Genomic DNA, 14,179 nt, shown 5'->3' with positions numbered 1-14,179 from the left:
CGCGACGACAAGGACCGCCACGGCCGCTACCGGCAGGACCGCGACCCCGACCGGGCCGGGATCCGGCTGCGCGGCTGGAAACCCCGCAACACAGCAGACGGACGCATCGGCTGGACAACCCCGACCGGCACCTGCCACCCACCCCAGCAAGCCCCCGCCCCGGGACCCGCCGCTGCAGCTCCGTCACACCAAGTGCTGCAAGCGCCTTGACAACCAGGCCACCCGGCCACGTCAGTTCGGATTTGTCCTCGGCCGCAGCTTCACTGTGGGAAGGGCGGGTGCCGGTAGCGGGGGATCCACTTCGTCTGCCGGCAGGCCAAAGAGCTGCCCGGCGGAAGTGGCACCCTCTTCAGCCCCGATTTCGGCCTGCCAGGCCTTTCGCGCGGCAACAATTTCGTCGTGGGTGCGGCCAACAAAGTTCCACCACATGACAATGGATTCGCCCAGGGGAGTGCCGCCAATCAACAGCAGCCGGACGGGAACAGGACCGGCCACCAGGGAAAGAGAATCACGGCCAGGACCCACGTACCCCAACTGATGCCTGTCCAGGACCTGCCCGGAAACGGTCACGGCCCCCGCGTCCACCAGGAAGCCATGCTCAAACGAGGGGTCAACTTCGAGCGTCAAGGAAGCACCGGCGTCGAGCACCAACTCGGCGCCCAGGAGGGGCGTGTGGGTCACCACGGGGGAGACCGCCCCGGCCAGGGAGCCCAGAAAGACGCTCAGGCTGGCGCCGGGCAGCGCCAGGGGGACGGGACGGTAATGGTCAAAAGCCGGCTCCATGAACCGTGCACCGTCCGGCAGGGCCACCCACAATTGGGCCCCGTGCAGCGTGGTGGTCTCCTGCGTGGAGTACTCCGAATGGCTGATTCCGCGCCCTGCAGTCATCAGGTTCAGCTCGCCGGGGCGAACCATGGCGTGATATCCGGCACTGTCGGCATGCTCGATTTCACCGGTGAAAAGCCAGCTCACGGTCTGCAGGCCGGTGTGCGGGTGCGGCGGGACGGACATGCCTCCCGTGCTGGCGACGTCGTCCGGGCCGTAGTGGTCAACAAAGCACCAGGCGCCGATCAGGGAACGCTGACGCTGGGGAAGCGTCCTGCGTACCGTCATGGCCCGCGGCCCTCCGAGCGGCACCATGCGCGGTTCCAAAACTTCCAGAGTGCCCGGACTGCTGGGGCAAACCAGCTCCTGGGGGGATGTCTCCAAGTTACTCACAGCGTTCCATCCATCCTCTCAACCGGACATTGTCCGCAGCGGCACCCAACGGCGGGGACCATTCCTGCCCCATGGCATGTAGCGTAGCGCGGCCGCCTCCCGTGTGGGCGGCCAGCGGGCGGGAAATGCCCTTTCCACAATTCCTGTGCTCAGGAAAACAGTCGTAGGATCGTAAGGTTAGTTCTGTTCAAGGGGCACCTCCATGCAGGGTGTGCGGGTCCGCTGGCGTCCGTGTCCGACTAGACTCTTTGAAGCTTCGCTTTTGCCCTCAATAGAAATGGATCGCGGGTGGATCTCACCTTCATGGTCGTGCTTGTCATTGCACTGGCCCTCTTCTTTGACTTCACGAATGGCTTTCACGACACCGCCAACGCCATGGCAACCCCCATCGCCACCGGTGCCATCAAGCCCAAGACGGCCGTGGCCCTGGCCGCCATCCTGAACCTGGTGGGGGCCTTCCTCTCGACGGAGGTCGCCAAGACCATCTCGGGCGGCATCATCAATGAGGGCCCCGGCGGCGTCGCCATCACCCCGGAGATGATTTTTGCCGGGCTCATGGGCGCCGTGCTGTGGAACCTGTTCACCTGGCTGCTGGGGCTGCCTTCCAGTTCCTCGCATGCCCTGTTTGGCGGGCTGATCGGGGCCGCCATAGTTGGCAGCTGGTCCTTCGGCGCCGTCAACTTCCTGGTGGTCCTGTCCAAGGTGATCATCCCGGCGTTGTTGGCACCCGCCGTCGCCGGTGGCGTGGCCTACCTGTGCACCAGGATGGCCTACGCCATCACGCGCCGCTCCGACCCCGACTCCGGAGACAAGCTCACCCAGAAACGTGGCGGCTTCAGGCACGGCCAGGTGTTCAGCTCATCCCTCGTGGCGCTGGCCCACGGCACCAACGACGCCCAGAAGACCATGGGTGTCATCACCCTGGTGCTCATCGCCTCCCAGCTGCAGGCCCCGGGCACCGGACCCCACATCTGGGTCATCACGGCCTGCGCCCTCGCCATTGCCGGCGGCACGTACGCCGGCGGCTGGCGCATCATCCGCACCCTCGGCTCCGGGCTCACCGACGTGAAGCCGGCCCAGGGATTCGCCGCGGAAACCAGCACGGCCGCCGCCATCCTCGCCTCCAGCCACCTCGGCTTCGCACTCTCCACCACGCACGTCGCATCCGGCTCCGTCATCGGCTCCGGCCTGGGCCGCAAGGGCTCCACCGTCCGGTGGGGCGCCATCGGCAAGATCAGCCTCGGCTGGCTGTTCACACTGCCCGCCGCGGCGGTGGTCGGCGGACTCGCCGCCCTCTTGATCCGGACCGGCACCGTGGGCGTCGTCATCGTGGCCATCCTGGGCCTGGGCGCCATCCTCGTCATGTTCTACCTCTCGCAGCGCGAAGCGGTCGACCACAGCAACGCGATCAGCGACGTCGACGCCGTCGGCGAGGCCCTTCACATCCCCAGCAAGAAGGAACGTGAGCGCCTGGCTGCCAAGGCCCGCGCGGCGGAGAAACAGGCCGCGAAGGCCGCACGCCGTGCCGCCGAAACAGCCGAAATCCGGGCCAAGGCCCAGGCTGCCGTCGACCAGGCGGACACCGCCGTCCTGAAGGCCATGACCAAGGCGGCCGCTGCTGCCGGGAGCCAAAAGTCAGGCAAGAAGCAGGACAGCAGGAAGGTGAAGTAATGCAGTTTGCGACCATTGCCAATCTGGCAGCCCACACCGGCAGCACGGCCGTCATCGACTGGAAGGGCTTCATCGTCGTGGCCGTCGTCACGCTCATCGGCGCCGGCTTCGTCGTCCTGATGTACTCGCTCGGCGTGCGCCTGACGGCCGTCAGCGCGGACAGCGGCCCCCGCCCCAACATGATCGCGAAGTGGGGCTCCTGGGTCAGCTTCGGCTTATGCGGCCTGGCCGTTGCGGTCGGGATTGTCTTGATTGTGCCCGTGTTCTACAAGACCGCGATGGGCTGGTTTGGCCTCGGCAATTAGCCGTTGACGTACGACGCCGGGCACCCGTCTCCCGCTTCCAGCGGCAGCCGGGTGCCCGGCGTCGTCATTTGACGGGCGGGATCAGGCGTCCAGGATCATGTTGGTGATCCTGGCAGTGGAGAGCCGCCTGCCCTCTTCGTCCGTCATGACCACCTCGTGCGTGGCCAGGCTGCGGCCCAGGTGCAGGGCGGTGGCGGTGCCCGTGACCAGCCCGGCCCTGATGCCGCGGTGATGCGTGGCGCCAATCTCAATGCCCACGGGGCGCCGGTTCGGGCCCGCATGGAGCGCCGCGGCGAAGGAACCCAGCGTCTCGGCCAGGACCAGGTGGGCGCCGCCATGCAGCAGCCCGGCAAGCTGGGTGTTGCCCGCCACGGGCATGGTCGCCGTCATGCGCTGGGCACCCATCTCGCCAAACACGATCCCCATCTTCACCACCAGCGCCCCCACCCCCACGTCCGCGAACCATTCGTGGTACTCCTCCGGCACCCCCGCGGCGGCAAGTTCGGCGGTAAGGGACTGCGGCGTGAAATTAGCGTTCATGATGACTAGGCTGGCACCTGTGACTCAATCTGCCAAGACGGCCCCCAAAACACCTGCCCCCGCTGCCGCTGCATCCGGCGGGGAGCCCCGCCTGCTGGTGATCGACGGCCATTCCATGGCCTTCCGTGCGTTCTATGCCCTGCCGCCGGAAAACTTTGCCACGGACACCGGCCAGCACACCAACGCCGTCCACGGCTTCACGTCCATGCTGCTGACCATGATCCGCCAGCAAAAGCCCACGCACGTGGTGGTCGCCTTCGACCTGGACACCCCCACCTTCCGCTCGCTCGAGTACACCGAGTACAAGGGCGGGCGCAACAAGACGCCGGAGGAGTTCCACGGCCAGGTTGACCTGATCATCAAGGTCATGGCCGCCATGAACATCCCCACCATTTCCGTGGACGGCTTCGAGGCCGATGACATCATCGCCACCCTCTCCGCCCAGGGCGAGGCGGCCGGCTGGGATGTGCTGGTGGTCTCCGGCGACCGCGACGCCTTCCAGCTCATCACCGACAAGGTGCTGGTGCTCTACCCCAAAAAGGGCATCTCCGACATCCCGCCCATGGACGCGGCCGCCGTGGAAGCCAAGTACCTCGTGCCGCCCAACCGCTACTCCGACCTGGCCGCACTGGTCGGTGAAACGGCCGACAACCTCCCCGGCGTGCCCGGCGTCGGCCCCAAGACCGCGGCCAAGTGGATCAAGCAGTACGGCGGACTGGAAGGCATCCTGGGAAACCTGGACTCCATTGGCGGCAAGGTGGGTGAATCGCTGCGCGCACACGTTGACGACGTCAGGCGCAACAGCCGCCTGAACCACCTGCTGCGCGACATGGAACTACCCGTCGCGCTGGAGGACACCGTGCTTCGCAGCCCGGACCGCGAGGCCGTGGAGGAACTTTTCGATGCCCTCCAGTTCAACACCCTGCGCAAGCGGCTGTTCGACCTCTTCGGCGAGGAGGAGCAGGTCGACGACGGCGAGGGACACGAGGTGCCCGCCCACCAGGTCGTCACGGACGCTGCGGCGCTCAAGGCCTGGCTCGACGCCGGGCACCAGGGTTCCGTGCCCCCGCCGCCCACCGCCGTGGACGTGCTGGCGCAGCGCGTTGCGCTCATGACCGAGGCCGTCGCGGTGGCCCTCGTGCGTACGGACTCGGCCGCCGTCGTCGAACTGGGCACGGCGGACGAGGCCCTCGAGGGGGAACTGGCCGCCTGGCTGACGTCGGACGCGCCCAAGGTGGTCCACGAATACAAGGAGGCGCTGAAGGCCCTGGCCCCGCGCGGGCTGTCACTGGGCGGCGTCGTGGACGACACCTCCCTCTCCGGCTACCTGATCCAGCCGGACCGCCGCAGCTATGACCTGCCGGACCTAAGCCAGGTCCACCTGAAGGTCACCTTTGCCACGGCCGGCCCCACCGACGCCGGCCAGCTGGACCTGGGCCTGGAGGAAGACGCCAAGTTCGCCGACGCCGTGCAGCGCGGCTACGTGGCCCTGCTCCTGAGCGAACATTTCGCCCCCATCCTGACCGAGCGTGGCGCCGACCACCTGCTGGCCGACCTCGAGCTGCCGCTGGCCGCCGTCCTGGCAAAAATGGAACTGACCGGCATCGAGATTTCCCGGGAGCGCCTGGACGCGCTCATGGCCGACCTCACCGCCGCCATGGACGCAGCCCAGGCCGCCGCCTTCGAGGCCATCGGCCACGAAGTCAACCTCGGCTCACCCAAGCAGCTCCAACAGGTCCTCTTTGAAGAACTCGGCCTGCCGAAGACCAAAAAGATCAAGACCGGCTACACCACCGATGCCGCCTCCCTGAAGGCCCTGCTGGAAAGGACCGGGCACGAGTTCCTGGCCCAGCTCATGGCGCACCGCGAGGCATCCAAGCTGCGCCAGATGGTGGAGACGCTGAAAAAGTCCGTGGCCGACGACGGCCGCATCCACACCACGTACGCGCAAAACGTGGCCGCCACCGGCCGGCTGTCCTCCAACAACCCCAACCTGCAGAACATCCCGGTCCGCAGCGAGGAAGGCCGCCGGGTGCGGGACATGTTCGTGGTAGGCGACGGTTACGAGTGCCTGCTCGCCGCGGACTACTCCCAGATTGAGATGCGCATCATGGCCCACCTCTCCGGGGACGCCGGCCTGATCCAGGCGTACGCGGAGGGCGAGGACCTGCACCGCTATGTGGGCTCGCACGTGTTCGGCGTGGCCCCGGCAGACGTCACCGCCGCCATGCGCGCCAAGGTCAAGGCCATGTCCTACGGCCTGGCCTACGGGCTGACCAGCTTTGGCCTGTCGAAGCAGCTGGAGATCTCCGTCGACGAGGCCCGCACACTCGTCAAGGACTACTTCGACCGCTTCGGCGGCGTGCGCGACTACCTGCGCGGCGTCGTCGAACAGGCCCGCATTGACGGCTACACGTCCACCATCGAGGGCCGCCGCCGCTACCTGCCGGACCTCTCCAGCACCGACCGGCAGCTGCGTGAGCTGGCCGAACGCGTGGCCCTGAACTCGCCCATCCAGGGATCGGCGGCGGACATCATCAAGCACGCCATGCTGGGTGTTGCCGGCGGCCTCGAGGAGCAAAAGCTCAAGTCGCGCATGCTGCTTCAGGTCCACGACGAACTGGTGCTGGAAGTCTGGCCGGGGGAGCGGGACGCCGTCCAGGCGCTCGTGGTGGCCCAGATGGGCGCCGCCGCCGACCTCCTGGTGCCCCTGGAAGTCCAGGTCGGCGTCGGCTCCAGCTGGAACGACGCCGGGCACTGACGTCCCAGCCCCCTCCCGCCCTGCGCCCCTTCCACCAAAGGACCACCATGAGCACGGAACGCGAACCCTCCACCCGCAACCCGCGGCCCTTTCCCTACGAACTGCGCACCTTCCCCGTCCGGCCCGCGGACGACGGCGGGGTCCCGGACGAGGTGGCGAAGTGGACTCAGGCCGTTTCGCTGGGCTTCTACGGCAACGTTCCCAGCGAGGGGGACATCGCCAAATATGCATTGCACGAGCAGGTTGACGGGCGCATGGCCACGGGCGCCTACCTCAGCGACGCAGCGGCCCCGGCGGGTGCCTGGGGGCCGGAGTACCCCGTGGCCACCTACGCCTACCACCGCAAGAACCTCAACGTGGGCGGCGGGACGCTCCTGCCGGTGCACCAGATCACGGCCGTGACCGTACGCCCCAGCCACCGCCGCCGCGGGCTGCTGCGCGCCATGATCAGCTCCGACCTGGCCCAGGCCAAGGCGGCGGGCCTGCCCCTGGCCGCCCTTACGGCGTCCGAAGCGGTGATCTACGGCAGGTTCGGCTTTGGCGTGGCCACGCACGTGTGCACGGTGGAGGTGGCCAGCCGGGGCGGGATTTCCTTCCACAACCCGGCCGCCGCCGCCCACGGCACGGTGGAGGTGGCCGACGTGCTGGCCGTGCGGGACCTCCACAACGAACTCTTCGCCCGCGTCCATGCCGCCACCTTCGGTTCCATCGGCAGGCACGACATGTACCGCCTCGTGGCCTCCGGGCAGGGCAACTACGGGTCCATGGAGCCGGCCCGGAACGTCCGCGCAGCGCTGCACTACGATGCCTCCGGCGCCGTGGACGGCTATGTCAGCTACCGGCCGGATGAAACGGCCACCCCGCGCACGGTCAGGATCGTGGACCTGCTGGCGGCGGGGGAGGGCGCCTACCTGGCGCTGTGGAACTACCTCGGCTCGCTTGACCTGATTGACCGGGTCACCTGGGACATGGCGCCGGAGGTGGACCCGCTGGAATGGGCCATGGCCGCCAAGCGGGACTACCAGCGGAAGCAGACGGAGGACCACCTGTGGCTGCGCATCCTCGACGTCCCGGCAGCCCTGGCCGCCCGCCCCTACTCAGCCGGCGGCAGGATCACCCTCCACGTCGGCGACCCGCTGGGGCATGCCTCGGGCCTGTTCACCATCGAGGTGGCCCACGGCACGGCAACGGTGACCCGCCGCCCGGAAGACGGCTCCGTGGCGGCGGAGCTGTCCCTGGGCGTCAGCGAGCTCTCCAGCCTGTACCTGGGCGCCGTCACGGCCCGGACCCTGCTCGCCGCCGGGCGCATCCGGGAGGAAGCCCCCGGCGCCGCGGCGCGGTTTGACGTCCTGACCGCCCGGTCCGTTTCCGCCCACAGCCTGACAAACTTCTAGCCTTGGCCGCCCCGGCGTGGCAGGGTGGGTAAATGGACAAGTCATTCGAGGTCATCGTGGTGGGCGGCGGCTTTGCCGGCGTGGCCGCCGTCAAGGCTCTTGGCCGCAGCGGCGTGAAAGTGCTGCTGATCGACCGCAACAACTACCACCAGTTCCAGCCGCTGCTGTACCAGGTGGCCACGGCGCAGATCGGGGTCTCGGACGTCACGCGGACGTTCCGGGGCATGTTCCAGCGCTACCCCAGCGCCAGCGTGCTCACCGCCAACGTGGCCGCCGTGGACGTCCAGGCGCACACCGTCACCACCACCGACGGGGACACCTTCCACGCCAAGATCCTGGTCCTGGCCGCCGGCGCCGCGGCCAACTACTTCAACACCCCCGGCGCCGAGGAACACGCCTACCCCCTGTATTCGGTGACTGATGCCGTGCGCCTCGGCAACGCCATGGTCCACGCCCTCGACGCAGCCCAGCGCAACGGCAGCAGCGGGGGAGTCCACGTCGTGGTGGTCGGCGGCGGACCCACCGGCGTGGAGACCGCCGGCGCCATCGCCGAAAACTTCAAGTACGTGATCCCCAAGTACTACTCCGACGGCGTCGCGGCCAACTCCAGCGTCCACCTGGTCGACATGGTGCCCAATGTGCTGAATGCGTTCGCCGACAAAAACAAGGCCTACGCCGCCAGGCACCTGCAACAGGCAGGCGTCAGGCTCAAGATGGGCTCCGGCGTGACGGAAGTCCGACCTGACGGGGTGGACTTTGCCGACGGCACCTCCCTGCCCAGCCAGATCACCGTGTGGGCCGGCGGGCTCAAGGCCGGGGCCGTCGTCGCCGGGTCCGGCCTGGACCAGGGACGCGGCGGCCGGATCGACGTCAACCCGGACCTGACCGCGCCGGGCGCGCCGGGCGTCTACGTCCTCGGGGATGCGGCGAACATGACCGACGCCCGCGGGGACAAGCTTCCCCAGCTCGGCTCCTGTGCCCAGCAGGCAGGCAAGTGGGCTGCCCGCAACATCCGCGCCGATCTCACCGGCGGGCAGCGCGAACCCTTCGCCTACCGGGACAAGGGCTACATGGCCATGATCGGCCGCGGCGCGGCGGTGGCCGAGATTGGCCGCAAGCGCATCGAAATGCAGGGCCCGCTGGCGTTCCTGGCTTGGCTCGGCGTGCACGTGGTGCTGCTGTCCGGCAACCGCCAGCGCATCAGCGCGCTCATCTCCTGGGCCGACGACTACCTCACCCACAGCCGCTCCCACGTGGTGCTGGGAGCCCCCCGGGACTAAGGTGCGCCTGCCGTTGTCAGGCCGGCCTGTGTGTCCACGCCCCGTGGCAGCTGAGCCACAGTGTCGCGGCCGCGGCCGTGGAGTTGACCAGCAGGAGTGAAATCAGCACCAGCAGCTGGATCAGCCCGGCGTCCAGGGGCGCGGCCCCGCCCAGGATCATGCCGACAAAGGCCCCCGGCAGGGTCACCAGGCCGGCCGTGCGGGTCTGGTCCACCGAGGGCAGCACCGCCTCCCCCGCCACCGGACGGCCCACCATCATCCGGGCGGCAAACCACATGAAGCCCAGCGCCACGGCGGCCTCCACCTCCCCTCGACGGACCACCAGCTCGTCCTCAATGCGGCGGCCGCTGAGCGTGACGGTGGACATGGCCCCGCCGATCTGCTGCCCCAGCACCGCAATGATGGCCAGGGCCGAGAAAGGCAGCACGCCGGCGGCAAACATCAATGCGGCCACGGGCAGCACCCCCGCGGCCAGGGGGATGGCGGCCAGCCACCACCGGCCCGTGCGGGCCACCCGGCGTCCGCAGGTCCACACACCCACCAGGAACATGAGCCCCACGAACGCAAAGGCCCACGCGCCGCGTCCGGCCAGGACCGCAATGACCAGCGCGACGGCGGCGAGCTGGACCAGGGCGCGCAGCCCCGCCACGAGCATTTGGGCCGGGTGCCGGCCCAGCGTGACACGCCACATTGCACCCGCCAGGGCCAGCAGCACAGCCAGCAGCACCCAGGCGTTCGGGCCCAGGACGAGAAGGGTTGAATGGTCCACAAACGCCATTATTGCCGCCGCACCCGCATTTTGCGCTCATTGGCGCCAGCCACTAGACTAAATGGGCATGTAATGCGTGGTCTGGGCCCCACAAGGGCCCCGCCGGCGCCGTGCATGCTGGCACCATCCGCAGGAAACCCTGCAGCCATAATAATTCGCCGGACCCGTCCGGCTTAGCCAACTATCCACATCGGAGCCCCTACTACATGACCATCACGACCCCCGAGAAGACCGGTACCACCCCTGTCGTTGCCATCAACGACATCGGTACTGCTGAAGACTTCCTCGCCGCAGTGGACGCAACCATCAAGTACTTCAACGACGGCGACCTCGTCGAAGGTGTTGTTGTCAAGGTTGACCGCGACGAAGTCCTGCTCGACATCGGTTACAAGACCGAAGGTGTCATCCCCTCCCGTGAGCTGTCCATCAAGCACGACGTTGACCCCGGTGACGTTGTCGCCGTCGGCGATCAGGTCGAAGCCCTGGTGCTCACGAAGGAAGATAAAGAAGGCCGCCTGATCCTCTCCAAGAAGCGCGCACAGTACGAGCGCGCCTGGGGCGACATCGAGAAGGTCAAGGAAGAAGACGGCGTCGTCACCGGTACCGTCATCGAGGTGGTCAAGGGTGGTCTTATCCTCGACATCGGCCTGCGCGGCTTCCTGCCCGCATCGCTCGTCGAGATGCGCCGCGTGCGCGACCTGGCTCCCTACATCGGCCAGCAGATCGAAGCCAAGATCATCGAACTGGACAAGAACCGCAACAACGTGGTCCTGTCCCGCCGTGCCTGGCTCGAGCAGACCCAGTCCGAGGTCCGTTCCACGTTCCTCAACAAGCTGGAAAAGGGCCAGGTCCGTCCCGGCGTCGTGTCCTCCATCGTCAACTTCGGTGCCTTCGTGGACCTGGGCGGCGTCGACGGCCTCGTGCACGTTTCCGAGCTGTCCTGGAAGCACATCGACCACCCCTCCGAGGTTGTCGAGGTTGGCCAGGAAGTCACCGTCGAGGTGCTCGAAGTGGACCTGGACCGCGAGCGTGTTTCGCTCTCGCTCAAGGCTACGCAGGAAGACCCGTGGCAGACCTTCGCCCGCACGCACGCGCTGGGCCAGGTTGTCCCCGGCAAGGTCACCAAGCTGGTTCCGTTCGGTGCGTTCGTTCGCGTCGAAGACGGCATCGAAGGCCTGGTCCACATCTCCGAGCTGGCCGTCCGCCACGTGGAGCTGGCCGAGCAGGTTGTCTCCGTGGGCGACGAACTGTTCGTCAAGGTCATCGACATCGACCTGGAACGCCGCCGCATCTCGCTGTCCCTCAAGCAGGCCAACGAGGGCGTCGACATCGACTCCACCGAGTTCGACCCGGCCTTGTACGGCATGGTTGCCGAGTACGACGAAGAGGGCAACTACAAATACCCCGAGGGCTTCGACCCCGAGTCCAACGAATGGCTCGAGGGCTACGAGACGCAGCGCGCCGTCTGGGAGCAGCAGTACGCTGACGCCCAGGCCCGCTGGGAAGCACACAAGAAGCAGGTTGCCGAGCACGCCGCAGAAGATGCAGCAGCCGACGGCAGTGGTGCCGGCGAGTCCGCCGGAACCAGCTACTCCTCCGAGCCGTCCTCCAACGACTCCGGTGCCGGCACGCTGGCTTCCGACGAGGCACTGGCGGCACTGCGCGAAAAGCTCACCGGAAACTAATTTCCGGCCCGCTTCGCACGCAGCAGCAGCCGGGCAGGTCCTTCACCTTCGGGTGGGGGACCTGCCCCGTTTAACGCCCCTGGCGGCCACGCCGGGGACAACTGCGCCCGTGCCGGCGCGTCAGCAGCGCGGCAGCGGCGTGTCCACCCAGTCCAGGCCGGCCGGGGCCAGGGTCCCCTGCCCCGCGGTCAGGGACGCCAGACGCTCCTGCGCCGCGGCAATCACGTCCGCGTCGTCGGGCATGGCCAGGCCCACCTGGGTGTTGACGGCGTCGTAGCCGTTGCCGGTCATCACGTAGCCGGCGCTGCGCAGCTCGTTCTCCAGGCGCCCGGCCGCAGCGTGCGGGGCGGCGATGGTGAACAATTGCATCCGGTCCCGGCGCACCAGCGGCGCCAGGTCCACGGCGGCGCTGACGGACTCCGAGTAGGCCCTCCCCAGCCCGCCCGCACCGAGCAGGACGCCGCCAAAATACCGCACGACGACGGCACACGCGTCACTGAGGTCGGCGGCGGTCGCGGCCGGGGACCGGCGGGTTTCCCGCTTCAGCAGGGCATCGAGCATCGGCAGCCCGGCGGTGCCGGAGGGCTCGCCGTCGTCGTTGGAGCGCTGCACCCGGCGGTCCGCACCCAACACAAAGGCCGAGCAGTGGTGGCGTGCATCGTAAAACTCGCGCCGCAGGCCGGCCACCAGTGCCCGGGCCTCCTCCTCGTCCGCCACCCGGCGCAGCACGGTGATGAAGCGGGAGCGCTTGATGGTGAGCTCGTGGCGGAAATCGGCCCCGGCGGCCAGCGTCGTGTAGCTGTTGGGGCCCGGCGCCGGCGGCGGGGGAGGTGTCTGGCTCATCCGAACCAGTCTAGTGTGGAGGCATGCTTTCGATTGGTCTCACCGGCGGCATCGCCGCCGGAAAATCCCTGCTCTCGGCCCGTTTTCGCGAACTGGGCGCCGTGGTCATTGATGCCGACCAGCTGGCGCGGGACGTGGTGGCCCCCGGGACGCCCGGCCTGGCCGCCGTCGCGGCGGAGTTCGGGACCGGCGTGCTTGCCGCCGACGGCACGCTGGACCGGCCGGCGCTGGGTACCCTCGTCTTCGCGGACAAGGACCGGCTGGCCGCGCTCAACGCGATTGTCCACCCGCTGGTCCGGGCTGCCGCCGCGTCCCTGAAGCACGACGCCGGCCCCGGCGCCATTGTGGTCCAGGACATCCCGCTGCTCGTGGAGACGGGGCAGGGCGCCAACTTCCACCTGGTGGTGGTGGTCGACGCCCCGGCGGGGCAGCGGCTGGCCCGCATGACCGCCAACCGCGGCATGGCGGAGGCAGACGCCCGGGCCAGGATGGCCGCGCAGGCCGGCGACGGGCAGCGCAGGGCGGCCGCCGACGTCGTGCTGGACAATTCCGGCCCGCCGGAAAAGGCGTTGGCGGCCCTTGGGCTGCTGTGGGAGCGGCGGCTGCTGCCCTTCGCGCACAACCTGGCGGCCGGGACTCCCGCACAGCAGACCGGGCCGCCGGCCGTGGTGCCGGCGGATCCGGGCTGGCCGGCCCAGGCTGCCCGGCTGGCCGCACGCATCGCGGCGGCCGCGGGTGATGGGTCGGTGGGGGTGGACCACATCGGGTCCACCTCGGTGCCGGGCCTCGCGGCGAAGGACATCATCGACCTGCAACTGCGGGTCCGGTCCCTGGCGGCCGCCGATGGCGTGGCGGCAGCGTTGGCGGCCGCCGGTTTCCCCGCCCGCGACGGCGCCTGGTGGGACACCGGCCATGACTTCGCCGGCGGGGCGGCGGGGGAGCGCTGGGAGAAGCGCTTCCACAACGCGGCCGATCCCGGCCGCCCCGTCAACCTGCACGTCCGCGTGGACGGTTCACCCGGTGCGGCCATGGCCCTGGCCTTCCGGGACTGGCTGCGGGCCGACGACGGCGCCCGGGACCGCTATGCGGCCCTGAAGCGGCGGCTGGCGGCTGTGCACGCCCGGGATGCGACCACGGAGGCGTATGCCGCGGCGAAGGAGCCGTGGTTTGCCGCGACGGTGCCCGAGGTGGTGCGGTGGCTGGGCCGGGGCTAATACCTGTTGACCACGTCCGGGTTGTTGAGCAGCAGCACCACGGCAATGATGTAGAAGACCATGACTACGAAGCCGATGATGGTGAAGATCCACCCCAGGATCACACCCACGTTGGCCGGCGTGTTCGTGAATCCGGCCGCCGCGGATTTCCTTTTGGCGATGATGGATACGATCAGGCCGGCCAGTGACACCACAAAGCACAGCACCAGGCCCACGATGCCCAGTGTCTTGCCCGGATCCTCCATTGGGGGGCCGTACGGTCCCTGCGCATACGACGGCGGGGCGGGCGGCGTCTGGGCCCACTGCGGCCGGGTGAACTTTGCTGCGGACTCCCCGTAGGGATTTTCCGGTGTGTTTGAACTCATGGTGACCTCATTGTTTGGTGGTGACGGTGCTGGTGGCGATGATGTATGGATACGTCCTCACACGGGGAGGGCCCGTTCGAACATGGCTTTCTTCGGCAGTCCTGCCCACTCCGCAAGCGGAGTAGCGTTAACCC

The 14,179-nt window shown here is 68.5% G+C and carries 13 protein-coding genes; 8 read left to right on the top strand and 5 right to left on the bottom strand.

Features of this window, described 5'->3' with window-relative positions; translation table 11 throughout:
* A partial coding sequence (locus tag G6035_RS19760; RefSeq protein ID WP_218063132.1) for a hypothetical protein occupies positions 1-210 on the top strand: 210 nt, incomplete at its 5' end.
* 21 nt (positions 211-231) lie between these two features.
* Here the strand turns inward: G6035_RS19760 and G6035_RS11410 are convergent.
* Positions 232-1,218: a pirin family protein gene (locus G6035_RS11410; protein WP_176617210.1), complete on the bottom strand. Its 987-nt coding sequence runs from the start codon at positions 1,216-1,218 to the stop codon at positions 232-234.
* A 288-nt stretch (positions 1,219-1,506) separates the two neighbouring features.
* On the opposite strand from G6035_RS11410, the gene G6035_RS11405 reads away from it, so the two are divergent.
* Positions 1,507-2,889, top strand: coding sequence for an inorganic phosphate transporter (locus G6035_RS11405; protein ID WP_176617209.1), 1,383 nt, complete (start codon positions 1,507-1,509; stop codon positions 2,887-2,889).
* Positions 2,889-3,194 carry a hypothetical protein gene (locus tag G6035_RS11400; RefSeq protein ID WP_176617208.1) on the top strand — a complete coding sequence of 102 codons (306 nt, stop codon included), beginning with the start codon at positions 2,889-2,891 and terminating at the stop codon, positions 3,192-3,194. The genes G6035_RS11405 and G6035_RS11400 overlap by 1 nt, the downstream gene beginning before the upstream one ends.
* A gap of 81 nt (positions 3,195-3,275) precedes the next feature.
* Here the strand turns inward: G6035_RS11400 and G6035_RS11395 are convergent, their stop codons facing one another.
* Entirely contained in the window at positions 3,276-3,734 is a 459-nt protein-coding gene (locus tag G6035_RS11395) for a hotdog fold thioesterase (protein WP_176617207.1), read from the bottom strand.
* Positions 3,735-3,849: 115 nt separating this feature from the next.
* On the opposite strand from G6035_RS11395, the gene polA reads away from it, so the two are divergent.
* Genes polA through G6035_RS11380 form a run of 3 tightly spaced genes read left to right on the top strand, consistent with a single transcriptional unit; the run spans position 3,850 to position 9,169 of the window.
* Entirely contained in the window at positions 3,850-6,495 is a 2,646-nt protein-coding gene (polA, locus tag G6035_RS11390; RefSeq protein ID WP_371130984.1) for a DNA polymerase I, read from the top strand.
* Between the two features lie 47 nt (positions 6,496-6,542).
* The gene (locus G6035_RS11385) at positions 6,543-7,889 is read left to right on the top strand and encodes a GNAT family N-acetyltransferase (protein ID WP_176617205.1); all 1,347 of its coding nucleotides are present in this window, start codon (positions 6,543-6,545) and stop codon (positions 7,887-7,889) included.
* A gap of 32 nt (positions 7,890-7,921) precedes the next feature.
* On the top strand, positions 7,922-9,169 hold the full coding sequence (locus G6035_RS11380) for an NAD(P)/FAD-dependent oxidoreductase (RefSeq protein WP_176617204.1): 1,248 nt from the start codon (positions 7,922-7,924) through the stop codon (positions 9,167-9,169).
* A 16-nt stretch (positions 9,170-9,185) separates the two neighbouring features.
* Here G6035_RS11380 and G6035_RS11375 read toward each other — a convergent pair whose 3' ends face one another.
* Entirely contained in the window at positions 9,186-9,938 is a 753-nt protein-coding gene (locus G6035_RS11375) for an ABC transporter permease (protein WP_218063130.1), read from the bottom strand.
* A 206-nt stretch (positions 9,939-10,144) separates the two neighbouring features.
* Between G6035_RS11375 and rpsA the strand changes: the two genes are divergently transcribed.
* A complete protein-coding gene (gene rpsA / locus G6035_RS11370) occupies positions 10,145-11,623 on the top strand; it encodes a 30S ribosomal protein S1 (RefSeq protein WP_176617202.1) in 1,479 nt (492 codons plus the stop codon).
* A gap of 120 nt (positions 11,624-11,743) precedes the next feature.
* Here rpsA and G6035_RS11365 read toward each other — a convergent pair whose 3' ends face one another.
* Complete coding sequence (locus G6035_RS11365; RefSeq protein ID WP_176617201.1) at positions 11,744-12,466, bottom strand: YigZ family protein; 723 nt, start codon at positions 12,464-12,466, stop codon at positions 11,744-11,746.
* A 23-nt stretch (positions 12,467-12,489) separates the two neighbouring features.
* Here G6035_RS11365 and coaE point away from each other — a divergent pair, with 23 nt between their 5' ends.
* Entirely contained in the window at positions 12,490-13,680 is a 1,191-nt protein-coding gene (coaE, locus tag G6035_RS11360) for a dephospho-CoA kinase (RefSeq protein ID WP_176617200.1), read from the top strand.
* Here the strand turns inward: coaE and G6035_RS11355 are convergent.
* The gene (locus G6035_RS11355; protein WP_176617199.1) at positions 13,677-14,045 is read right to left on the bottom strand and encodes a DUF4190 domain-containing protein; all 369 of its coding nucleotides are present in this window, start codon (positions 14,043-14,045) and stop codon (positions 13,677-13,679) included. The genes coaE and G6035_RS11355 overlap by 4 nt on opposite strands.
* Between the last annotated feature and the right edge of the window lie 134 nt (positions 14,046-14,179).

Source organism: Arthrobacter sp. SDTb3-6, from assembly GCF_013376095.1.
GTDB lineage: Bacteria > Actinomycetota > Actinomycetes > Actinomycetales > Micrococcaceae > Specibacter.
The sequence above is the reverse complement of the archived record's forward strand: the minus strand, read 5'-3'. Positions and strand labels throughout refer to the sequence as shown.